Genomic DNA, 23,430 nt, shown 5'->3' on the forward strand with positions numbered 1-23,430 from the left:
CTTAATTTCCATCCGATCTAGCAGGCGGATGTTCATCCTTACCAATCAGCACCATATTATTCTTGCTATCAAACTTCACCATGCCATTAACGACGATGGCACTATGTCCTGAGTAATAGTCTTTCAATTTTTCTCCATCAAGAAAAACGCCCGTAACGGGAATTGCTACGCTCTCACCAATCGGCAAATCGAGCGCTACTACCACTCTGTCGTTGATGCCATCATGCTGATAAATCCGTTTAAAAATATACGGTCTATCTGATATTTTTTGATGCACGCCAGCGCCCACTGCGACATGCGCTTGGCGGAATAATCCCAGCTTGCTCCAATGCTGGAACACATTTGCGATGTTGTAATGAAATCTCGATTTTTTTTGCGTCAGCTCATCCCAGTTCATCATGGACCGCAAATTGGCATCCCCTTGCGCACCAGCGACTGATAAAGAGCGGGCAGTTTCGTCACCGTAGTAAATTTGTGCGGCACCGGGGCTCAGCAATAGTCGGGTACCCGCATCAAACGGATTGTTACGTTCCCGGTCAAACGGACTTAAATCGTCATGCGAACTAACATAGTTGAGGACGGAATATCCGTGTAAAGGACTATCCGGCATATTGAGTTTTTCTGAATACTCGCTAAACAAGACGTCGATATTTTTCTTAGCATCGGTCTTAAAGCCGAAGTTGATAATGCTATCAAAACCATTCTGATAAAAATTCACTTGGCTACCACCGTCCATAGTGAATTGCTGTCCACTGGCGATGGAGTAGCCATACACTTCTGCCGTCATAAAAAAAGGATCGTCACCTAATTTTTTATCAGGATTGTCCCGTTTCCAATCCTCATACGCGGCGCTGGCTACTTGTTTTAGCTCTTTCCAGACACCGGGTTCTACATGCTTGACCGTATCGGCGCGAAAACCGTCGATACCATATTTTCTGACCCAATCGGCATGCCATTTCATCAGGTAATAGCGTGGTGCGCGAGGGAAGCCCGTATGTTTGAAAAACGAATCCAACTCGCTGACTTGCTGCTCGTAGCGTCCTTCAGATTTCCACTTGGCGACTAAGGCTGGTGGTAACGCTACATTGGCATTACTTTCGGTACGAAAATCTGGCAGATTTTTAACCAGTACGCAATTGACGGTAGTTGCTACATCTTTATAAGTACAAACTGGCGAAGTACGCACCCAGTCATTGGGCCATTGAGGATCTACCTCGGTGACTGGGCCGGTGTGATTCATCACCACATCGAGCAGTACACGGATTCCATTAGCGTGAGCGGTATCAACCAACTTGCGCATGTCGGCTTCTGTACCCCAGTTAGCATCTACCTTAGTAAAGTCACGCGCCCAGTAACCGTGGAAACCGTAAGACAAGCCAATACCTTCATCAGTCGCGCTGTGAATTTGCTCGACAGGCGGTGTGATCCAGATGACGTTGACGCCTAAGTTTTTAAAATAACCTTGCTTGATTTTTTCTGTAATGCCTGCCAGATCACCACCTGCAAATCCGCGTAACTTTGCAGCATCATTTTTGCGTTCATAGGCAAGATCATTAGTCGGATTCGCGTTATAAAACCGATCCGTCAGCAAGAAATATATAGTGGCGTTATTCCATACGAATGCTGCTTTTTTCGATGTTTTCGGTAACTGTTCTTTTGTCGTGGCTGACATGTCTGCCGCATAGACAAGGCTGTCAAAGACATTGACAAAAAATAGTGCCAGAGAAAATACGATCGCAAAAAAATTCATGCCAATTCTATTCAGAAAGAATGTCACTACGACTGTTCTACAACGTCTTTAACAAACATGGTCAATATGCCTGCGAGGATCATGCAAAAGCCACCTAGCATCAGAACTTTGACTGATTGATAATTGAACAAATGTTTCAACATCGCGCCCAATACAAAGCCAGCCACAATTTGCGGAATCACGACAAAAAAGTTAAACAAACCCATGTAATAACCCATGCGATTAGCAGGCAAAGCGCCAGCCAGAATGGCATAAGGCATCGTCAATACGCTTGCCCAGGCAATCCCTACGCCGACCATAGGCAACAACAACATTTGTTTGGAACTAATAAGAAAGATGCTGACCAGACTGACGCCACCTATCATCAGGCAGATCATATGAACGAATTTACGGCTAGTCATACGCGACAGGATCGGTAAGATAAAAGCAGCTATCGCGGATACGCCGCCATATACACCAAACATAATGCCAACCCAGTTACCACCCTCTTGATAAGCAGCAGATTGAGCATCGGTACTATGGAATACGATTTCGGCAATCGATGGTGTGGTGTAGACCCACATAGAAAACAAAGCGACCCAAGTAAAAAACTGCACCCATCCCAGTTGCACCATGGTTTTTGGCATCTTGAGAAAGCCGCCCAAAATTTCTGTAATAGCTCTTGCAAAACCTTGGTTATTTTTACGTTCCTGGCGAAATTTCTCTAAATCAGTTGGCGGTATTTCTTTCGTCGTAAATACAGTCCACATCACCGACAACGCAAAGATAGCGCCACCAAAATAGAAGGAATAACGCACCGTATCCGGTATAGCCCCATCAACCGGAACATTGCTGACGCCGAGATAATTGGTCAGCAAACTTGGCAACAGGGAGGCTATCACACCGCCGCATCCGATCAAAAAAGTCTGCATCGCAAAACCCGCCGTCTGTTGCGAAGGATTGAGTTTGTCACCGACAAAAGCGCGGAATGGCTCCATCGAAATATTGATCGCAGAATCCATCATCCACAAAACAGCAATCGCCATCCATAACATGCTGGAGTTAGGCATCAGGAACATCGCAACCGATGCTAATAAAGCACCGACAAAGAAAAATGGACGACGACGCCCCCAAAATGGATGCCAAGTATTATCACTGAGATAGCCTATCACCGGCTGTACTAGCAAACCCGTGATCGGTGCGGCAAGCCAGAACAAGGCGAGATCATCCGCGTTAGCACCTAAGGTGGAAAAAATCCGGCTGGTATTGGTGTTTTGTAAGGCAAAGCCGAATTGAATGCCGAAGAAACCAAAACTCATATTCCACAACTGCCAGAACGAAAGCCTAGGCTTGTTTGTCGATGATTGCATGCTTGCTTGTTCCTGGTTTTTTTAAGTAACGTCCAACAGAATAACGAGATTAAGACTGATGCAAAATTATTCGCGCAGTTGGTATTAAATTGCTGCTGAAACGATTTAGCCTAAGTCCTAAAAACAAGTCCCCGCAGCTTGGAGTCTGCGAGGACTGTTTTAGTGTTACTTAAAACTTGTAGCTGGCGCCTAACAACATGATACGTCCGTATTTTGCATACTCTAACTGACGATCTTTGCTATTTGCGTAGGTTTCATAGGCTGCATTGGTCAGATTATTGACTTGCAACATGATGCCCAGACCTTTGTATGGACCGTCTTCAAACGCGTAACCAATTTGGAAGTCAGTGACATTATCACCAACGACATAACGCAATTGACGATCACCGGCAAAGTTACCGATCTCACCAACGTAGTCAGAGCGACGACGTTGACCGATACGGGCTGAGAAGCCTTTTTTCTCATAGTAAAGCGTGAGATTGGTGACATTCTTAGACAGGCCAGGCAATTGAATTTTGCCGATAGTATCGTTCACTTGAGGAATATTAATCGAGCTATCAGTAAATGTCGTACTAGCAGTGACACCAAATCCATCAAGCGCTGAGGAGATCAGATTCAGCGGTGCTGATGCTGATAATTCCAGACCTTTGAGCGAACCACCTTGGCCGTTCTTAGGAGAGTTATATTGACCAAAATTAGATATCGCTACAGTTCCCGGTGTGAACTGGGAGAAGTCACGAGTTTCCGAATAATCATAGATATAGCTCTTCAAGTCTTTGTAGAAAAAGGCTGCAGCGAAATAAGCTTTAGTACCGAAATACTTTTCATAAGAGATGTCTAAAGCAGTAGCACGCCAAGGCTCTAACTGTGCGTTACCACCGCTACCACCAGGCAATCTGGTAGAGGCATCCACTTTAAACTCAAAGCCGGCATTTAACTGATCCAGGCGCGGACGCGCAACTTGTTTTGCTAATGCAAAACGTAAAGTTTGCTGGTCAGGCAAACCAAAGACCAGATTCATACTTGGCAGCACGTCGGTATAAGTTTTTCCGTCGGTATATGGATGAGCAGCGCCACTAGGATCGGAATACAGCGATGCCGATGACTGGTCAGTATTGATCACTTGTACGCCGATATTGCCACGGAGCGAAACACCACCGAGTTGAGAGTCAATATTACCTTTAACAAAAGAGGTCGTGATTTTCTCAGTGACATCCCAAGCACGTGAAATCGTGTTGCTATTATTGGTCAAGTTGTAGGTAATTGGATCAAAGTATTTCGCGATGACACCAGGTACATTCCAGGAAGGAACAATGCCGCTACCAGCAAAACCAAGATTGACCGGGGCATACAACAAATCGCTAGAAATAGTTGGACTACCGCTAGCGGTCAGCGCACCACTTGGTTGACGTTTAGTTTTAGTACGATCACTACGATTGACACCCACATCTACATTGTCAAAAACATTGTCGAGCATCGCTGGCACCGGCATTGTTGCAACCATTTTAAAGCTCTTTAAAACGTCTTTAAGATGTGGTGCATAGGTACTGCCGTAGCCATAAATCGAGTTACCGGTATACAGCTGAGTCGGATCACTATAATTTAACTTGCCCGACAAGGTAGCAAAACTGCCTGGTACCCAGCCGACTGTCAGGGCTGGGTCATTGAGCGGTCCGCCAGATGGATTTCTCAGTTGTAAATTGTTTTCAAGATACAGCTCATCACGCTTAGCTTCAGAGTAATTAACGTCTGCTAATAATGACCATTTGTCGAAAGTAAATTTATTACCCCAGCCAGCAGTATGGATAGAATCTTCGCGGTTATTGTATTGTCCGCGTACCAGTGGGTATGCTCCGGTTGCAACGCCACCGAGCAAAGTATTGTTAACCACATTGACCGAACTGTAATTAAATCCTTGTGGATTGTTGCTACCGTTATAGCCACCTAAGTTGGCTTCAAATTGATTATTGGTATCAACTTGTTTAAAAGTAGAACTGAATATATCCAGCGTACTTCTCCACATTTTTGACGGACGATATTCCAATACACCGATGATGCCAGTACGCTTTAAGGTACCGCTCTTCGCCAGTGATTTAACACCCGCAGTAACGTAGGTACCAGGAGGAACGCCAGAGACAGAACTTTGACTAAACGGCTCATAAGTACCAGTCTCATTATCCAACACCGGCGACTCCAGATCTGCAATACCGATGGCAATACCAATCGTACGATCGGCAAATTGATCGATGTAACTTGCGCTGATGCGATGGCCAGTATCTTTAATATTAGCAATCGATCCCATGGAATTTTTCTCGCCACGAGCATTTAAAGAAATTGTACGGGTAGAAAAATCCAGCGGACGCACTGTTTGTAAATCGATCGTACCAGACAAACCCTGCCCTACTAGACCAGCGTCAGGGGTTTTGTACACAGTCACGCCGCTCAGCAATTCAGAAGGGTATTGATCAAACTCAACACTGCGGTTGTCGCCGGTGCTGACTTGCTCGCGGCCATTCAATAACGTAGTGGCAAAATCCGGAGATAAACCCCGAACGCTGATGACCTGAGCGCGGCCTGCAACACGTTGCGCGGCTAAGCCAGGCAAACGGGCAATGGATTCGGCAATACTGGTATCGGGCAACTTGCCTATGTCTTCAGCAGAAATTGCTTCGACGATAGAATTAGAATTTTTCTTTACTGAAATCGCATCCTCAATACCCTTACGGATACCGGTAACAACAACCACATTACCGTCGTCTGCTTTGGTAGCAGCGGTAGCAGCAGCTGGGGTGCCGGCTTGTTGCGCATAGACCGCAGTGGATGTGGATAGCAGCAATGCACAAGCTGCAGCGATAGGGGTTACGTTAAATACGAAGCGATTGAAGGCAACACTCCCGCCTCGCTTTTTTTGAAAGCTAGTCATTACTCGTCTCCTTGGTTTTTTATTATAAAACTACGATTCCAACAGCAAAATCTTGGCAGCTCAAACGCTCTAATTAAAATCCGGAATTTGATGCCCCGAACCAGATTCTGTACTAATACTAAATTACATGTCAAATCAAATAATTGATATTTCGTCGAATATATTGCGTTAAGAATGAAAATATCACTCTTAACCGTTGCTAATCACCCACAAGCCTAGTCACTTTATGTAGTCATACTACATAAATAATTAAAAATTTCTGTTTTTTATCAAAGCGCATTGAATATTAACAACAAAAAATCCAAAGCGCATTGGATATTTATTTCTTGCCTGCAATGGATTTTGAAGAAATCACAACAATTCCTGCGAATCACAAACGGGTAGAATCAGTCGTTTATATAAATCTTAAAAGCCATGGCTCGCCTAACACTCCATTTCCCAGAAGATCAGTACTACTACTCCACCCTGCTGACAGTAAGGGTGACCGACATCAATAGCGCAAACCATCTTGGCAACGACTCGATGATTTCCATGATCTCTGAGGCAAGAGCCAGGTTTATGTTTGAATTTGGGATTGGCGAAACCAAAGGCGTCGGCCCGGGCACCATCATCACCGACCTGGCGACCACCTACAAATCCGAAGCGCACGCACGCGATCAGTTGTTGTTTGAAGTTGGCGTCATGGATTTCAATAAATATGGCGGCGATATCACTTTCCGCATCACCCGCCCCAGCGACCAGCGTCTGATTGCGATGGCAAAATCAGGATTTATTTTTTATGATTATGCCAAAGCAGAAGTCACCAGCATGCCGGACTATGTGAGGGAGAAATTTCCGAAAGTGAATTGGCTGACTTGATTATTCGTGGTCAGCTTCAATCAACATAAGCAGAAAATAGTAATGGGACGAATTGAATAAAGATATACCCTATGCAGTATATTTTTATTGTCCATAGAAAAACTGGACATCTACGGTTTTTTATCAAAAAAGTAGGGGAGTATATTTAATTACGCCTCTTCCAAAGCAGGCAATCATCAAACGACTTACCGCATTCTCGCTGTACAAATTGAATAGCAAATTAAAGGAATTCCATGCTGATCGACTTTTCATCTATAGCACCAAGACTCGCTTATTTTTGGATGGGCTCTACCATTACGCCGCGTCCGGTTGCATGGGTTTCTTCTAAAGGGAAAAATGGCCTGACTAATCTCGCGCCGTTTAGTTTTTTTCAGATGATTACGGCATCGCCGCCGACCTTGATGATTTCACCTTTGGTCAATAGCGACGGCAGTATGAAAGACACCGTACGCAATATCCAGGAGACTGGCGAATTTGTCGTCAATCTGGTGTCATTCCCCATGGTGCAATTGATGAACGAAACCTCATTTGGTTACGACGCAGAAACCAGTGAGTTTGAACAATGTAATGTGAAGTCTCTGCCGTCACAATTTATTGGCGTACCCAGAGTGGACGGCGCGCCTGTCAGTTTTGAATGCAGACTGGCAAAGCTGATGCCCTACCCAGAACATGCGCCAACTTGCTATGTGGTCTTTGGTGAAGTCGTCGCAGCACATGTGGATGACAGTATTGTCACCGCAGATGGCCAAATTGATCCGGTCAAATTAGATCTGGTGTCGCGCATGGGTGCGGACTGGTACGGCAGGACGAACGCGACAGAAAATTTTACGCTGGCACGTCCGGCTGGCTGGGCTAAATAAAAACCTAAGGAATAATTCAGTTTGGTGCGCGGGTGGAGATGGATGTCACCAGCGCACCAAAAAATAATTCATCAATTTTGAAAGCATCTTTAATCCGCTGCTGTCCTTCTTTATCATTGGGTAATTGCAGCACGACGGTTAAGTATTTTGGCGGCGTTGTGGGCTCTGATGGACTGGGTAATTGAGGCGAGCTGACCTTGGCAGATTGGCTTGATGCAAAACTGCCTGGCGCCCTCATATCTGCAATGACGTCCTCTTTATCTTGCGCATCTTCTAATAACAAACTCAGCGTATGTTCAATCTCTGAGATAGAAACGACGACAGTCGTATGCGGCTCTGGCCATTTTTTGTAGCCACCGCTACCAATCGCGTATCCGCCAGTGCAGACATACTCTGTATCAGAAATTTTTTCGTAATGAAACGGTGCCCAGCCTGCACTACCAGAGCCAGCATCAGCATCAGCGCTATGTTTTCGCACTGCTGCCATTTCTATCGCTTGTCCATAAGTGCCTGCATTGGCAATCATGCCGACTGGTAGAAAAGCGGCACTGTCGTTGGTGTTTTCTTTATAGGTCATTATGTGCTCCAAAATTCTTTTTTAAGTACGCATCTTGCAAATGATGGCACACTTGCGAAGTACGGTGACTACTATATTCATAGTACCGAACTAAGCCAATTTTCAAAAAAAATAAATCCCGCAGTATGCCTACACATGATCAACTTCTTGCTATTGCGTTTAAAGCAGAACTAACGAAAAGCCAGCGCTTAGCAAAAGCCAACATCACTGAATCGCAAAACCTGGAGCAGGCACAAGAACACGCATTAGAAAAAATCCTGTTCAACATAGCAGGTGAAAAAGGCTTAGAAAATCTTATTGCTATACGATTATTGGAGCAGGAAAAAATTCGTGCTCGTCATATCGTACGTCAACAACTACAGGCTGAAAAATTAGCCCAACATAAGCAAAGTAATAAGCAAAGCAACTGCGCTATCAACGGACTGGGTGCTGACACCTGGCAGGCTTATTTTGATGGTTCAGCACATCCTAATCCGGGCAAAATTGGTATCGGTGGCGTCGTAGTCAGCCCATCAGGAATAAAGATAGAAATCAGCCGGGCGATGGGCTACGGTGATAGTAACGAGGCAGAATTCTATGCGCTAAACGCGGTATTAGCCTGCGCGTTAGAACAGCGCCCTGCCAAACTTGTTGTGTTTGGTGACAGCCGCACCGTGATAGACAGCGTCAACGCCGACCGCACCCACAGCAAGAAAAACACCGTGAGCTTGCCCGCATGCTCAACACTGCAAGAGCAGTGCGAACAAGCCAAGCAATTGATAGCGAAATTCACTGATATTCGTTTGATCTGGATTCCCCGCAAAAAAAATGCAGAAGCCGATGCGCTGTCACAAAACGCAGTGACACTTTTTTAAAGATCGCTGCGATGGGATAAGGAATACGATTTAGATTCAAATCAGGATTGTACGTTTTTCCGTGACAAAAAATACGCCGCCAGTAGACTCAAGATGATGAGCGCAAGAATACCTGCATTGCCCCAACGCACATACGGCGTCAGGCCGCTGGTACCTTGTACTTTGGCGCGCAAGATATCCTTGGTTAAAGGCTTTAACTGAGCAGTCACAATCCCCTGCGCATCAATCACCGCCGTCGCACCGGTGTTGGTAGAACGCAGCATAGGCCGCCCGGTTTCTAGCACCCGCATTTGCGATATCTGTAAATGCTGCGGGATAGAAATCGAATCACCGTACCAGGCAATATTAGATACATTTAATAATATGGATGGGCTATGCGACGCTGCCGACAATTGGTGCGCGATTTCTTCACCAAACAAATCTTCATAACAAATATTGGGCAATACCCATTGATCTTTTATCTGCATGGCTTCTTGCAAAACATTGCCAGCAAAAAAATCACCCAGCGGAATCTGCATCAGATTCACAAACCATTTAAAACCAAACGGGACAAACTCGCCAAACGGCACTAGATGATGTTTGTCATAACGATAGCCGCGTACCGCATGCTGGCGCGACAAGCCTAAAACGCTATTGGTATATTTGTCGCCGCCGTCATAGACCCCCAAACCAATGACCAGATGACTGTCAGTGTCTTGTGCAAAGGCATTTAACATCGGCAAATAATCCGGTGGTAATTGGCTGGACAATACCGGTAAGGCGGTCTCTGGTGTCGCTACCAAATCGGCTGGCGCGGTCAATATCAGGTCGTGATACAAGCGCAGCGAGTCATTCACATGTTCCGGATCAAATTTGATATCTTGCGCTACATTACCTTGTAATAAACTGACACTGATCTGGTTGCCGGATGGCTGTGTCCATGCCACGACTCGCAAACCGATGCCGACTAAAAATAGACAGGCAACGCCAGCAAGCAATGCAGGCCACCAGGATTTTTTAAGCATCAATAAAACCACGGCGCCTGCGATTAAGGCATTCAACCATCCCAATCCATACACGCCAAAGACGGCAGCATAGCCAGCCAAGGGGCTCGCGGTATGTGCATAGCCCGACACCAGCCACGGGAAGCCAGTAAATATCCAGCCCCGTAGCAACTCCGACAAACTCCAAAGCGATGGCAGCACGAATAGCAAGGATGCGACCAATGATAGCTGCCAACGCTTGCGTAGGTAATGAGCCAGCGACAAGGCCAGACCGGCGTACAAAGCCAAATAAGCGGCAAACAAAGCGACTGCGGCCAATGCCAGCAACCACGGCATACCGCCAGCATCAGTCATCGCCACCATCAACCAGCGCACACCCCAAAACATCCAGGAAAAACTATATGCCCAACCCAGCATCCACTGGCGTCGCAAAGTCCATGTACTGGCGGAATAGCTCAAGCAAAAAATCAGTGCGAGACTGATGATCTGAAGTGACCACAAATGATAGGGAGAAAAAGAGAATACGTTCAAACCACCTGCCAGCAAAGCCAGCAAGATGGATGAACGAAATGGAGGGGAATGAAATGAAAACAAGATCAGAGAATCTGCAAATGAGTACGAGCTGGGCAACAGAAAACAATTCTATGAATACAACGATGAACGATGGATTCAATCATCATCAGTCTGCACCAAAGACCGTTTTTCCACTAACAACATCTGCACCTGACGGGCATCGGCGCGCAAGACTTCAAAATGCAGATTGCCAATATTAAATTCTTCACCCTTGTGCGGTACCCGTTCCAGATGATTGGTGACCAAGCCGCCGATGGTATCGACTACTTTGTCTGAAAAATCGGTACCCAACGCGGTATTAAACTGTTCAATCTCGGTCAAACCTTTCACACGCCAGCGCACGCCGTCGCCGTTATTATCGAGGACAATAATATTGTCTTCTTCTTCATTGAAGTCATATTCGTCTTCAATATCGCCGACAATTTGCTCCAGCACATCCTCAATCGTAATCAGACCTGCAACGCCACCGTATTCATCCACCACCATTGCCATGTGATTGCGATTAGCGCGAAAATCCCGCAACAAAATATTCAGGCGCTTGGATTCCGGGATATACACCACCGGGCGCAACATCACTCGGACATCAAAAGACTCTTCTGCGTAGTACCGCAACAAATCTTTTGCCAATAGCACGCCAACCACTTTATCTCTATCGCCTTCCACCGCAGGGAAGCGGGAATGCGCCGTCGATAAGACTTCGGGCATCCATTCTGCTATGGGTTTGGAAATATCAATCACGTCCATCTGGGAACGCGGCACCATGATGTCGCGTGCAGCCAGATCAGACACCTGGAACACACCTTCGATCATTGCCAGTGCATCGGCATCAATCAGATTACGTTCTTGCGCGTCATGCAGAACTTCCAGCAATTCAGCGCGGTTCTCAGGTTCGGGGGAAATCAGTGCGGTCAAACGTTCAAACAATGACCTGTGGGGTTTAACGTCAGATGGTCTGACGCTACTAGAGTGCTCTTGCATAGTGGGCTTAAAGCCGTTGTTTCAATACTATAGGATACAGCAAATACAGATCAGTCCCAAACTTCGATGCCGGTTTAGAACAAATTTAAGCCTGATTTTTAGCTCTTTTTTGTATCAAGAATGTCATAAAGCGGCGACATCATCTGAAGCGACGTGTAGTTTCTCTGACAATCAATTCCAACTTGGGCAGCTCGACATCCACTTTTTTACCGCTGATCAGTCCGAGTAAAGTAGTCGTTGCCAGTAATCCCATGTCATACAAAGGCTGATGTATCGTCGTCAACGGCGGTGTAGTGTAAAGCGAGCCGGGCAAATCATCGAAGCCGATCAGGGAGATATCATCCGGTACCCGTATCCCTTTGCGGTACAAGCTCAGCCGTACACCATAGGCAATCTGGTCATTCGCGGCAAACACGGCGCTAAACTGCTGCTGAGTATCAAACAGACGATTGACTGCCACTAAACCGCTGGCCTCATGGAAATCGCCTTCAACCACCAGGTTCGCATCAAATTCCAGATTGGCGCTTTTGAGTGCGCGCTGGTATCCGAGCAACCGTTCGCTGGCATCAGAGTTATCGGCAGGGCCAGTGACAAAGGCAATGCGACGATGTCCTAACTCAATTAAATGGCGCACAGCAAGGTAGGCACCGTTTTCATTGTCTAGCTTAAATCCAATCGCCGTCTCGCTTTGCAATGCACGCCCCGTCGCGACGATGGGCTTTTGATGCGAAAAATGCAGCACGTCTTTATCCGCAATATGGCCGGACAACAAAATAATCCCATCCACCTTGCGCGCTAGCAATAACTTAATCCTGGCCGCCTCTTCTTGCGCATCCCAATGCCCACTAACGATCACGGAGGCATAACCAGTACCTTTTAAACCATCATCAACACCACGTAAGGTCTCATCAAAAAACGGACTGGAAATATCTTGTACGACGATACCGATCGTCATCGAGCGACCACTTTTAAGACTTTGTGCCAGTTGGTTTGGCTCAAAGTGCATCTGCTCAATGGCAGTTTCTACTGCTTTACGTTTATCCGCAGAGACTTTGGCTGTGCCATTCAAAATCCGTGACACCGTGCTGGGCGAAACGCCCGCCTGACGCGCCACATCCATCAAAGTCACTGGATTATTGCTTGAAGCATTGTTATCCGAATCGGTATTGATTTGTTTCTCGACCACGTGTGCCTTCTCAACTATGCGAATTGAAGATGAATTAACGATGAATTGATGATGAATATCTAGGTAAGCCTGTGAAAAGCTTTTCGTAGCGAGAATAACATGGATTATTCAAGGTTTTATGAATTGATCAACTCATCATAAATAAAACCATCTTCCCCATCCGTTCCCCTCTGACCGCAGCTTCAAGATGAAAGCTTTCACTGCAGCTAAGCGCCATCCAAAAAACGCAATGAAAATAAAGATTGTTGATTGACAGACGATATCCCCAATGTTAAATTCTAAGCACTCGTGAAAACGATTTCAAACAAAAGAAATATATGAGACCTACACATGCAAAATCACGACTCAGCAACAGAATTTTCTCCCGCATTTACCTGGGGTGTGGCAACCAGCGCCTACCAAATTGAAGGTGCTGCCGCCGTTGACGGACGCGGGCCCTCTATCTGGGACACCTTTACACATACACCCGGCAAGATCATCGATGGCAGCACCGGCGACGTCGCTTGCGACCATTATCATCGCTACGCCGAAGACATCGACATCATCGCCTCGCTCAATGTCAGCGCATATCGCTTCTCTATCTCTTGGTCACGTGTGCAGCCTTTGGGCTATGGCGCATGGAATGAAAAAGGCTTTGAGTTTTATTCCAATCTGATCGCCAGACTGGCCGAGAAAAATATTCTGGCGCATGTGACTTTGTATCACTGGGATTTACCGCAAGGTTTGCAAGATCAGGGCGGCTGGCTCCATCGTGACACCCCTGCCCGTTTTGCTGACTATGCGGCAGAAGTAGCGCGTCGCTTTGGCAACCGGGTAGCCACCATCGCCACTCATAATGAACCCTGGTGTACTGCTAATCTCGGTTTTGGTAACGGGCAATTTGCACCCGGCATTGCAAACACCGCTGCATCAATTCAGGTATCTCATCACCTATTGTTATCGCATGGATGGGCAATGAAAGCGATGCGTCAGGCTCTGCAAAAGATCGATAGTTCCGCAAAATTAGGTATCGTTTTAAACCAATGGACGGCTATGCCAGCAACCGACTCAGCCGCCGATAAAGCAGAGGCGGAATGGGAATACGCACGCTCGGTGCAATGGTTTATGGACCCGATTTTTAAAGGTCGCTACCCGCAAAAAGCGCTTGATCGCATGGACATGAGTAAGTTTGACGTACACGCTAATGACATGGCTGACATTCAGCAACCCATCGATTTTTTAGGTGTCAATTATTATTTCCGTTCTTTTATCAGTACGGATAATCCGCCTAAAAAACCCGAAGGTAAATTAGGTTTTACCGATATGGGGTGGGAAATTTATCCTGATGGTCTGACTGACTTGCTATTACAACTAAACGAAGAATATAAAGACTTACCACCAATTTATATTACTGAAAACGGGATGGCCGTTGCAGATCAAATAGTTGATGGGAAAATTCATGACCAAGCACGCATAGACTACGTTCGCTTGCATCTGAACGCCTTGCAAAAAGCGATCGAACAAGGTGTCAATGTACAAGGGTATTTTTACTGGAGTTTGCTGGATAACTTTGAGTGGAACTCCGGCTACGCCAAGCGTTTTGGCTTGGTGTATGTGGACTACGACACACAAGAGCGAACGCTCAAAGACAGCGCACTTTGGTACCGCGATTTTGTAGGGACTCAGCGTTTATCCCGGGCTGAATAAAGTCTAGCGGCCGGTGTGAAAATCTTCGCTAAACGCTTAGTTTTAAAAATAAAATGGGCAAAGAAAAACTAATTTCTTTGCCCATTTTTATGATGAATACACCCAACCGTATTTTGATAAAGTCATACAGATATTGACGCTATCAATCTCATCAGGTTGTCCGAAAAATCAATGCCTTCATTTTTTGTAATTGAGGCGCTACCATCGGTACCGTCAGCATGGTACTGGCAACAGCCATCATTAACAGCGCGGTAAACGTTTCACTGGTAATGATTTGTTTATCTAGTAATACATTCGCAAAAATAATCATAATCAGCGCTTTGGTTTGCAATAACCAACCTATGATCGATGCCTCACCTTTTTCCCATTGAAGGATTTTTCCGGCAATGTGAATGCCTGCCAGTTTGCCCGTTACCGACGCCAGCAATAATAAGCCTGCCGCAATAAATACGGTCGTTCCACCGAGCTGCCAGTTAGTCCGTAAGCCGGTACTCAAGAAAAATACCGGCATCATAATCATCAATACAAAATGACGCAGCTTATCCATGTCAGCCTGATTAAACCAGTCACTATCCATCACCATGCCCGCCAAAAACGCACCAACCATAAAATGTAAACCAGACCAGTCGGCAAAATAAGCGCATACCGCCAGCCAGATAAAGGCAACATACCAGCGATCACTCTCTGGCAGCTTGCGCATCAAACGGCGGAATAGATAGCTCGCCAACGCAAATCCAGCTAAAAATAAAGCTTGCCGCCCGACTCTCGTCCAGTCCAACAAAATCAATGCCAGCACGCCCCAGATCGCGACATCATCCAGGCTGGCGTAACGCAAAATACGTTGGCCGATGGGCTGTCGTAAGATCGCCAGTTTTTCCATCAGCAAAATCAAAATGGGTAATGCCGTCACTGCGCAGGCCATGCCTATGCCAAGGACAAATTGCCAGGTAGTGGCTTTAGTTCCCATCCAGCCTTGGCTCAGATTGAGTAAACAGACTGCGGCGACACAACCGAACAACAGCGGCATACCAAGTGCAAGGCCTGAAGTTATCGCGCTCTCTCGTTTGTAACGCCACATTTTTTTAAGATCTAACTCAACGCCAGCAATCATCACAAATACCATCACCGCCCACCAGGCAATCCCATTCAGCGCAGAGGTCACCTGCGGGTTAAATACAAATTGATAATAGTCGGGGAAAGCTGCGCCCAATACGCCTGGCCCTAAGACAATGCCGGTGATGATCTGCACTACGACTAAGGGCGCCCAATAATCAGTTCTGCCAACGCGCCAGATCAGGTAAGGCACGGTAAAAATAATCGCCATTGCGATCAAAAAAATTTCAGTCACGCTCATTATTTTATTCTCGTCATATTGGGGGAAGAGCAGTACAAATTGAATCAAATATGGGATCAAACACATCGTCAAAATTGCGCTTAAAGTGGAAGCCGGCTAAGGAAATTTAGCAGAGAAATTAAATATACTCCCAATTATTTTTTAACAATATGCCTTTTTGTCCAATGATTATATGGACGACTAAAATATACATACTACGAGTATATATATCAACATGACATATTCAGATTAAATATTGTTGATTCTTTTGTTAGTAATGCATTGCTTTTTTATGTCATTCCGCCATGGTTTTAGCCGGAATCCCGTGTCGTTATCCTGATAATCAGCATCGTCACTTTCAAGTCTAGGGTACGACTCAACAACCGTCGCTGGATTCCGGCTAAAACCATGCCGGAATGACGCCCTGACCCTTTTGAATATCGATACGACGACAGCACTTTAGTTAGGCGAGTTACTACTACGGAGTTGGGACAGTCTCGCGTAAGTTTTAAATAAAAAAAACCCTCATCCTTGGTGAAGAACGAGGGCATTGAACTACCAAAGGTAGCAAGACGAACTAAAAAATTTAAAACTCTACACCAGCATTAATATCAAAAGTACGTGGTGGCAGATATTGAGATTGCCACACACCGCCAAAGCTATTTTGCGCACTGGTTTTGATGTTGGAATTTTCTACGTTACGAACGAAAGCATCAAAGTACCAGGCCTTGCCTGAGGCGTAACGCAAACCCAGATCAGTTCTTGTATAGGATTTTTGTTTATCGCCGTCACCGAGATTAAATACACTGAGCCAGCTTGCGGTCTCGTAATGCATGCTGATGCGCGGCGTCAAGGTAGCACCATTTACCATGTTAAACGTATGTTGATACTGAGCTTGCGCAGAGAACTTAGGCGCATGCGGCATCTCATTACCGGTCACATCTAAACAGTTGCTGATACCCGGGACAGCGCAGACAGGCAAGACGTAATCATTACTGCCGCCGATTAAATGTCCCAGCTCAGTACGGGTGATTGCAAGAGATAACTGGACTTTATCGGCGGGTGTCAACCTAGCAGCGATTTCAGATTCAAAGCCATAAATCTTGGCGCCATCGGCGTTGGATGTCACTAGAGAATGGCTGCCATCTGGGTTGGTCACTGGTGCGCTGAATTGGAAACCTTTAAAGTTTTCATAGAACAGCGCATTGTTCATCTTGACCGTGCCGCCTAAGAAAGTGCTCTTGGAGCCCAGCTCATAATTGGTCAAAGTCTCTGCGCCGTATGGCTTGCCACCATCTTGTAAACCACCTGATTTATAGCCGGTAGAAATGCTGGCATAGACCATGTTGTTACGATCGATGTCATAACCAACTCGTGCTAGGGCAGTGGTTTTATTACCGCTAAAAGTACCATCGTTTTGACTAGGGACACCAAAACCAGAACCAGGCGCAGCTGGATTCACACTTGGGTTAACCGGAATTTGCGGTGCGCCATCATATGCCCAGCCATAACCGCGACCACCAACGTTAGTGCGGTAGTCTGCGGTATAACGGATACCGCCAGTCAGATGCAAACTATCGTTCACATTCCAAGTCGCCTGACCAAAAGCAGCTTTCGATTCAACTGTTTCTTTTGGTTGAATAAACGAACCCTGCCAGCCAACCGTGCCTTGTTGCGTACCGTTAAAGATAGGAATATCAAAGCGGATATCGTTGGTTTCTGCGGCATAGTACAAACCTAATAACCAGTCGACTTCTTTTTTACCGACGGATTGCAATTCGACTTCGTGACTGTAATTCACATAGTGCGACGATACGGTATTGTCGGCCTGATAGGTCGCGCCGGTGTTGAAGCTAGTCGGCACACTGGCACCGCCATCCTGATCAAAGGTCGATGATCCGCTGAAGCGTGAGTACCCTGCAATATAGGCCAAGGACATGCTGTCGCCAATCGCATAATCCAGACGACTGCGGAATGAATCTGTATCGCGGTGGACGGACGGCGCAGTGTCAATCAATGCAGACCAAAAATCCTGACCCGGACGCGGTGTTTGCATCAGATTCATATTTGGTGTACCGCGATCCATGTATTTTTCGTAAGAGACATCCCACTTCAGATTAGGCGTCAGCTTCCACAACAAGCTCAGGCGCGCAGCGGTCTGATCTTGTGCACCATATTTTTTAGCAGAACCATTTTGAATAAACAAATTGGAATTGATCGGCTGGAATGTGCTCAACGTTCCACCACCAGCAATATAGGCAGCTTGCTGACTGGCAAGAGAAGGATTCGGCGCATTCTGATAATCAACATAGCCATCATGCTGCTCATGCACTACTGCTACCCGCAAGGCCATCGTGTCGTTGAGTGGAATATTAAAAGCACCACGCACGCCGAAACGGTTGTAGCTGCCAACACCAGTTTCAAAATTGCCTGAGTGGTCGCCCAGCACTGGCTTGACCGTCTGCATATTCACTGCACCAACGGAGGAGTTACGCCCCCATAAAGTACCTTGTGGACCGCGCAATACTTCAATCGCGTCCAGATCAAACAGCAACGAGGTTGCGCCTTCAGGGCGTGGTGAATAAATGCCATTCACAAAAGTAGCGACTTCTGGATCGGCGTATTCTGTCTTGGCACTATCGTTACCAACACCGCGCAAAGTCATGGTGATGACACCGTGATCGCCCTGCGTAGTCGCCTGGAAGCCTGGTACCAGATTGACGACATCTTGTATTGTTTGTACATGCGCATCATCGAGTGCAGCAGCGTTGATCGCCGTAATCGCCACTGGCGTACGCTGCAAGGACGTAGCGCGCTTGGTACCTGTGACAATCACCTCTGCAATCGCAGCAGAATCTGCTGCCGGAGCAACTGGGGCAACGGGCTGCGCAACTTGCGCATGAGCAGAGTTAATGCCCGCTAGCAAGGTGAGTACAGCTAAATGGATAGGTGAGCCCGAGATTTTTCGGGACGTGGGGGTACGGATTTTCATATGTCTCCTGTGCTAGGTTCATTTCATCTGCATGAATGCGATGATGTTAGAATTATGTTTTGAAACCGATTTCATATTTTGAAACCGATTTCATAATAGCGATTATTTAATATCAAAGTCAATTAAAAAAACCAAATCATTTGTTTTCAATGTGCGATTGTTGCCTTTTGTGATGTTGCTGCTAAACAATTACAAGACTTGATAATTACCTCCACCTTCCAACTCTTAGGCTACGTCATGAACCCGATCAAACAAGTTTTAATCGTAGGCGGCGGCACCGCTGGCTGGCTAACTGCGGCATTTCTCGCCAAAACTGTTGGTGCTACCTCGGGTGAGAGCGTACAAATCACGCTGGTGGAATCCAAAGAAATCGGCATTTTCGGCGTCGGCGAAGGCACCTTCCCCTCGATACGCGGCACGCTGGCAGCGATTGGTATTGATGAAGCGCGGTTTGTACGGGAATGCAACGCGACCTTTAAACAAGGTATTAAATTTGTAGATTGGGTACGGCCACAAGGTGCAGTAGGCATCGATCATTATTTTCATCCATTCAGCTTACCCAGCCAGCGTGCTGGCGGTCCCGAATTATTGCCTTACTGGTTGCAAGGTGCTGCGGGTGCGGGTGTACCTTTTGCCGAAGCGGCGACCATGCAAAAGCGTGTCGCTGATGCCTCGCATGCACCTAAGCGCATGGACGACGGCGACTTTTTAGGTCCAATGAATTATGCCTATCACTTCGACGCAGGACGCTTCGCTACTCTGCTGTCCGATCATGGAAAATCGCTGGGAGTAAAACATATTCTGGCCAATGTTAAGCAAGTCGAACTGGACGCTTATGGCGCCATCAGCGCCATCGTCACACAAGAGGCTGGTAGGCTAACAGCCGACCTGTATATCGACTGCACAGGCTTCAGAGCCAGGCTGATCGGCGAGGCTTTAGGCTCACCATTTCATAAGGTAGATGATGTCCTGTTTGCCGATCGCGCGCTGGCAGTGCAAGTGCCTTATCCACAAGCCGATACAGCAATCCCCTCCTATACAATTTCTACCGCCAAAGAGGCAGGGTGGATCTGGGACATAGGCTTACAACAGCGCCGCGGGGTTGGTTATGTGTACTCCAGCCGCCACACCGACGATACCCGAGCAGAACAAGTATTGCGCGACTATATCGGCGCAGGGAACGAGAATTTGACACCAAGATCACTCAAACTCAATGTCGGTTATCGAGAAGCACACTGGGTAAAAAACTGTGTCGCAGTCGGCTTGTCGGGCGGATTTTTAGAACCTCTGGAGGCCTCTGGCATTGGCCTGATCGAAACCGCAGCCTATCTGGTTAGCTTCCTGTTCCCCTTCAACGGCGACCTGGAGCCAGTCGCCAAACTGTTCAATCATCAAATGAAAGAACGCTACGAACGTATCGTCGATTTTGTCAAAATGCACTACTGCCTGAGCCAGCGCACCGACAGCACATTCTGGACGGATAACACCAATCCCGCATCAATCCCCGACACACTGAAAGAAAAACTCGCAATGTGGCGCTGCCGTCCACCCCACCGTTTAGACTTTATCATCGACCTCGAGATGTACCCGCCATCCAGCTGGCAATACGTGCTGTACGGAATGGAATTTCAGACCAAACTCAACGCCAACACAGTCTCTTACCCACGCTTTGAAGAAGCAAAAAAAGAGTTTCAGATGATCGCCCAGATGTCACAACGCGCACTGGCAAACCTGCCACCACATCGCACGCTGATAGGACATTTATGTGCAAAGGATTATATGACTGCGTCGAAAGCGGCGGTGAAGCAAGTAGGTTGATTTGGCTTGTATGAAAGCGCTGCCTGCCAAAGATCGTAGGTGCGATTAGCGCAGCGTAATTGCACGCATGTCGATACTAGTCGGCGCATTGAAATTAGATTCACATATCACATCTAAAGTAGTCTGATTTTTAAAGAAAATCTACAAGATAGAATTAACATCTAGCATTTACTTCGGCGCCCCCTCAGGAGCAGGAGTCAATATATCGTCGTCACTAGTCCAGGCGGGTGTGGTGATGGCATAAAACTCCAGTGCTTCACCTTTGCTTGCACGGATAGAGCGCACAACACTGGGCGGGATGATGATGAACGAGCCGGGGCGCACTGCGTGTGCCGTAGTCCCTGTCCAGACCTCGCCATGACCTTTGAGAATAAAGAAAGATTCCTCGCCCACTTTGTTGTGGCTCCATGCGCTGGCGCGACCCGGTTCCAAGTGGAATAACGCAACGCTACCATGATCCGTCTTGGCGCCCGGCATCGCACTGCGGCCAGTGAGTTCTTTTAATTGCACTCCCGGCGAAACGGTTATTAGTGGAATGTCGTCTGGATGGAAAACGGTTTGGGCGTGGGTGCTTGTCATGATCGGAAGTAGCGCAAAGAGTAGGTAGGAAAGTTTCATTGGTGTCGACGGAGACGAATTGGCTGGAGAGTCAAGAATACACGGGAGGGCTAAAGCTGTACAACTGCAAGGCGAGTTTTAGGTGCTAAATCATGTACAAAACTTGTCTAGCCTTGCATCAAAATATCATCGCCTTTGCCTAATTTTTGCTGTGGAACAGGGTCAAGTCGGACTAGAATTTTCAGCCCTACATTGGAACTTAGGTGAAAACATTGGACCTATAGACGTAGCCTAATCTACGAGACATTACATATACTCCCCATCATTTATAAACATTTAGGCTTCTTGACCAAGTAATACTTGGACGTCTAAATATACCTACCAGGAGTATTCAATAATGCGGTGCGTTCAACGCACCTGTACCGATGCCAATCAGCTACACCGAAAGCTTAACCGCCGCTCTTGGCAAGTAAAGACTGGACTAGTGATTCTGTGATTTCTGAAGGTTGACCGCGCCATAGGATTTTGCCGCTTTTGTTGACAAAGATCGCATAGGGTAATGCTTTGATTCCCAAGGCTTTGTGAAGACTCTTGGCACCTTCGACTGCATGTGGATAAAGAATCGGCATCTTCTCTAAAAACGGCGCTACGACTTCTTCTGACTCTTTGGTAATGCCGATTACCTCAAAACCTTCTGACGCAAACTTTGCATGTAATGCGTTGAGCATTGGAATCGATTCTCGACAGGGCACGCACCAAGTCGCCCAAAAATCGATGAGAGTCAGATTCGCGTTTTTGTCGGGTATTTTCGCTAGATACTTGAGGTCACTCTCCGGGAGCTGGCTACCAACTTTCACGCCATTAAACAAATCGACGAATCCAGCCGTGGCGATATTACATGCGCCGAACAATAAGGCGACAGTGATCAATAGAGTTTTCATGGTGGCTAACTTGGAGGTTCCAAGTGACAAGTGGAAAATACTAAATTAACAGAATGCCAAGACGGAAGCAATTAATTCAGCGTCGTTGAAATCCTTACATCAAGTAGCACAGAAATCGCAGGGGGAGATTAGCGCAGCCTGATCCCACGCAATTGAAAAAACTGGACTACGGTACGTATAGGAACCAAGAGATTTGCCTAGCATCTCAGTAAATAAATGCGCGATTACGCTGCGCTAATCGCGCCTACGGGTGTTTGTGTGCTTGTTAAACGCAGCCTTACTCAACACTAACTAAGCCAACGCGCGCTGCTCATAACCTCTGTAAAAAACTCTTTGAGTGCAGGTGCTGACATGCCGTAGGGATCAAATTCGGCAGTTGGAGAATACTTCAGGAACAAGACTGTGTTTTCTGTGGTCGAGGCAATCAAACCCATGTTCCAGCTTGTAAACTGGCGTTGAGTAATTTCTTCCAGGGACAGGACTTCGGGCTTGGTGTGACGTTTGTCTCGCAAAATGTGGTGGTAAACCGCGTTGACTGCGGAGCGCTCACCTTCCAGGCATTGCAAAAAGATGCCGTTGGATAAACTCAGTGCTCCGGTCACTGCGAGTTTCTGATTGTTGCGGCGGGAACTTGCCAAAATATCTTTTACATCTGCGGGGCCGAGGTTAACTGCGCGGCTCGCATAAATCAGACGAATCATCATAATCAGACACTTTCAAAAAAATAGTAAGAACACAAAAATAAGCTTTCTGAACAGACATTGGGCTATTTCAGCATTGGATTTCATTTTAATGATTTTAGATTTGCTGGTGCCGCTGGTGACGGGATGGAATGTCAACACACCGGTACACGCCGCTGCATGATTAGAGGTAAGGGTCTTCCCCCTGCCAACAACACGAGCTTAAATACGTCACTTAGTACCAGAAAAAATCCCCAAGCGAAGTCAAAGATCATGCTATTCTGCTTTCTTGAAAAGGATTTCATAAATTTTGACTGGCGTCATTTGTGCCTGAATTACGCTTAAAAATCTGGCAATAAAATAGTTTGCGGCAAAGACTGCAAACAAAAAAGCATCCTAAGGACGAGACCATGCAAAACACCCTTCCAGACGCCCTGCCTGGTGGCACGGCAATACCTCCTGCTACGCATACGCCTGCAGAAAAAACCGCTCATACTCAGGTGAAACGCTCTCCGTTATTCTGGGTGCCTA

At 46.7% G+C, this 23,430-nt stretch carries 17 protein-coding genes; 5 read left to right on the forward strand and 12 right to left on the reverse strand.

Translation table 11 applies throughout. The annotated features are described in order from the left end of the window. Window position 1: 1 nt before the first annotated feature. The 3 genes from AAKU64_RS06015 to AAKU64_RS06025 all read right to left on the reverse strand — a co-directional run bounded on the left by AAKU64_RS06015 (window position 2) and on the right by AAKU64_RS06025 (window position 6,022). Window positions 2-1,750, reverse strand: a complete 1,749-nt coding sequence (locus AAKU64_RS06015; protein ID WP_354328733.1) for an alpha-amylase family glycosyl hydrolase — start codon at window positions 1,748-1,750, stop codon at window positions 2-4. A 26-nt stretch (window positions 1,751-1,776) separates the two neighbouring features. Continuing rightward, a complete protein-coding gene (locus AAKU64_RS06020; protein WP_354361798.1) occupies window positions 1,777-3,099 on the reverse strand; it encodes an MFS transporter in 1,323 nt (440 codons plus the stop codon). Window positions 3,100-3,268: 169 nt separating this feature from the next. After that, entirely contained in the window at window positions 3,269-6,022 is a 2,754-nt protein-coding gene (locus tag AAKU64_RS06025) for a TonB-dependent receptor (RefSeq protein ID WP_354361800.1), read from the reverse strand. Between the two features lie 414 nt (window positions 6,023-6,436). Here AAKU64_RS06025 and AAKU64_RS06030 point away from each other — a divergent pair, with 414 nt between their 5' ends. Together AAKU64_RS06030 and AAKU64_RS06035 are read left to right on the forward strand one after the other, a co-directional pair. Then, on the forward strand, window positions 6,437-6,880 hold the full coding sequence (locus AAKU64_RS06030; RefSeq protein ID WP_354361802.1) for a thioesterase family protein: 444 nt from the start codon (window positions 6,437-6,439) through the stop codon (window positions 6,878-6,880). 233 nt (window positions 6,881-7,113) lie between these two features. Then, window positions 7,114-7,740 (forward strand): flavin reductase family protein, encoded by a 627-nt coding sequence (locus AAKU64_RS06035; protein WP_322119997.1) that lies wholly within the window; start codon window positions 7,114-7,116, stop codon window positions 7,738-7,740. A gap of 16 nt (window positions 7,741-7,756) precedes the next feature. Here the strand turns inward: AAKU64_RS06035 and AAKU64_RS06040 are convergent, their stop codons facing one another. Continuing rightward, a complete protein-coding gene (locus AAKU64_RS06040; RefSeq protein WP_354361804.1) occupies window positions 7,757-8,317 on the reverse strand; it encodes a hypothetical protein in 561 nt (186 codons plus the stop codon). 125 nt (window positions 8,318-8,442) lie between these two features. Here AAKU64_RS06040 and AAKU64_RS06045 point away from each other — a divergent pair, with 125 nt between their 5' ends. Beyond that, on the forward strand, window positions 8,443-9,171 hold the full coding sequence (locus tag AAKU64_RS06045; protein WP_354361806.1) for a ribonuclease HI family protein: 729 nt from the start codon (window positions 8,443-8,445) through the stop codon (window positions 9,169-9,171). 41 nt (window positions 9,172-9,212) lie between these two features. On the opposite strand, the gene lnt is transcribed toward AAKU64_RS06045, so the two are convergent. From lnt to AAKU64_RS06060, 3 genes are all read right to left on the reverse strand, one after another. Beyond that, window positions 9,213-10,748, reverse strand: a complete 1,536-nt coding sequence (gene lnt, locus AAKU64_RS06050) for an apolipoprotein N-acyltransferase (protein ID WP_354361808.1) — start codon at window positions 10,746-10,748, stop codon at window positions 9,213-9,215. 75 nt (window positions 10,749-10,823) lie between these two features. Continuing rightward, window positions 10,824-11,705 carry a CorC family transporter gene (locus tag AAKU64_RS06055; RefSeq protein ID WP_322120001.1) on the reverse strand — a complete coding sequence of 294 codons (882 nt, stop codon included), beginning with the start codon at window positions 11,703-11,705 and terminating at the stop codon, window positions 10,824-10,826. Window positions 11,706-11,844: 139 nt separating this feature from the next. Beyond that, window positions 11,845-12,891: a LacI family DNA-binding transcriptional regulator gene (locus AAKU64_RS06060; RefSeq protein WP_322120002.1), complete on the reverse strand. Its 1,047-nt coding sequence runs from the start codon at window positions 12,889-12,891 to the stop codon at window positions 11,845-11,847. Window positions 12,892-13,221: 330 nt separating this feature from the next. On the opposite strand from AAKU64_RS06060, the gene AAKU64_RS06065 reads away from it, so the two are divergent. Continuing rightward, on the forward strand, window positions 13,222-14,577 hold the full coding sequence (locus AAKU64_RS06065; protein WP_354361810.1) for a GH1 family beta-glucosidase: 1,356 nt from the start codon (window positions 13,222-13,224) through the stop codon (window positions 14,575-14,577). A gap of 151 nt (window positions 14,578-14,728) precedes the next feature. Here AAKU64_RS06065 and AAKU64_RS06070 read toward each other — a convergent pair whose 3' ends face one another. Both AAKU64_RS06070 and AAKU64_RS06075 read right to left on the reverse strand, forming a co-directional pair. Then, on the reverse strand, window positions 14,729-15,931 hold the full coding sequence (locus tag AAKU64_RS06070; RefSeq protein WP_354361812.1) for a cation:proton antiporter: 1,203 nt from the start codon (window positions 15,929-15,931) through the stop codon (window positions 14,729-14,731). Between the two features lie 565 nt (window positions 15,932-16,496). Further along, window positions 16,497-18,902: a TonB-dependent receptor gene (locus AAKU64_RS06075; RefSeq protein ID WP_354361814.1), complete on the reverse strand. Its 2,406-nt coding sequence runs from the start codon at window positions 18,900-18,902 to the stop codon at window positions 16,497-16,499. 237 nt (window positions 18,903-19,139) lie between these two features. Between AAKU64_RS06075 and AAKU64_RS06080 the strand changes: the two genes are divergently transcribed. Continuing rightward, window positions 19,140-20,720, forward strand: a complete 1,581-nt coding sequence (locus AAKU64_RS06080) for a tryptophan halogenase family protein (protein WP_354361816.1) — start codon at window positions 19,140-19,142, stop codon at window positions 20,718-20,720. Window positions 20,721-20,888: 168 nt separating this feature from the next. Here AAKU64_RS06080 and AAKU64_RS06085 read toward each other — a convergent pair whose 3' ends face one another. The 3 genes from AAKU64_RS06085 to AAKU64_RS06095 all read right to left on the reverse strand — a co-directional run bounded on the left by AAKU64_RS06085 (window position 20,889) and on the right by AAKU64_RS06095 (window position 22,923). Further along, complete coding sequence (locus AAKU64_RS06085; RefSeq protein ID WP_354361818.1) at window positions 20,889-21,299, reverse strand: cupin domain-containing protein; 411 nt, start codon at window positions 21,297-21,299, stop codon at window positions 20,889-20,891. A 428-nt stretch (window positions 21,300-21,727) separates the two neighbouring features. Continuing rightward, on the reverse strand, window positions 21,728-22,219 hold the full coding sequence (locus AAKU64_RS06090) for a TlpA family protein disulfide reductase (protein ID WP_354361820.1): 492 nt from the start codon (window positions 22,217-22,219) through the stop codon (window positions 21,728-21,730). A gap of 287 nt (window positions 22,220-22,506) precedes the next feature. Then, a complete protein-coding gene (locus AAKU64_RS06095; RefSeq protein ID WP_354361822.1) occupies window positions 22,507-22,923 on the reverse strand; it encodes a BLUF domain-containing protein in 417 nt (138 codons plus the stop codon). Window positions 22,924-23,430 lie beyond the last annotated feature (507 nt).

The organism is Undibacterium sp. GrIS 1.8 (assembly GCF_040544445.1).
Classification (GTDB): domain Bacteria; phylum Pseudomonadota; class Gammaproteobacteria; order Burkholderiales; family Burkholderiaceae_D; genus Undibacterium.

Bases quoted from the DNA above. Each gene is read 5' to 3' on its own strand.
- AAKU64_RS06055 (WP_322120001.1), bottom strand. From the start codon at position 11,705: ATGCAAGAGCACTCTAGTAGCGTCAGACCATCTGACGTTAAACCCCAC.
- AAKU64_RS06015 (WP_354328733.1), bottom strand. From the start codon at position 1,750: ATGAATTTTTTTGCGATCGTATTTTCTCTGGCACTATTTTTTGTCAAT.
- AAKU64_RS06080 (WP_354361816.1), top strand. From the start codon at position 19,140: ATGAACCCGATCAAACAAGTTTTAATCGTAGGCGGCGGCACCGCTGGC.
- AAKU64_RS06090 (WP_354361820.1), bottom strand. From the start codon at position 22,219: ATGAAAACTCTATTGATCACTGTCGCCTTATTGTTCGGCGCATGTAAT.
- AAKU64_RS06085 (WP_354361818.1), bottom strand. From the start codon at position 21,299: ATGACAAGCACCCACGCCCAAACCGTTTTCCATCCAGACGACATTCCA.
- AAKU64_RS06070 (WP_354361812.1), bottom strand. From the start codon at position 15,931: ATGAGCGTGACTGAAATTTTTTTGATCGCAATGGCGATTATTTTTACC.
- AAKU64_RS06045 (WP_354361806.1), top strand. From the start codon at position 8,443: ATGCCTACACATGATCAACTTCTTGCTATTGCGTTTAAAGCAGAACTA.
- AAKU64_RS06030 (WP_354361802.1), top strand. From the start codon at position 6,437: ATGGCTCGCCTAACACTCCATTTCCCAGAAGATCAGTACTACTACTCC.
- AAKU64_RS06075 (WP_354361814.1), bottom strand. From the start codon at position 18,902: ATGAAAATCCGTACCCCCACGTCCCGAAAAATCTCGGGCTCACCTATC.
- AAKU64_RS06025 (WP_354361800.1), bottom strand. From the start codon at position 6,022: ATGACTAGCTTTCAAAAAAAGCGAGGCGGGAGTGTTGCCTTCAATCGC.
- AAKU64_RS06020 (WP_354361798.1), bottom strand. From the start codon at position 3,099: ATGCAATCATCGACAAACAAGCCTAGGCTTTCGTTCTGGCAGTTGTGG.
- AAKU64_RS06035 (WP_322119997.1), top strand. From the start codon at position 7,114: ATGCTGATCGACTTTTCATCTATAGCACCAAGACTCGCTTATTTTTGG.
- AAKU64_RS06040 (WP_354361804.1), bottom strand. From the start codon at position 8,317: ATGACCTATAAAGAAAACACCAACGACAGTGCCGCTTTTCTACCAGTC.
- AAKU64_RS06065 (WP_354361810.1), top strand. From the start codon at position 13,222: ATGCAAAATCACGACTCAGCAACAGAATTTTCTCCCGCATTTACCTGG.
- AAKU64_RS06095 (WP_354361822.1), bottom strand. From the start codon at position 22,923: ATGATGATTCGTCTGATTTATGCGAGCCGCGCAGTTAACCTCGGCCCC.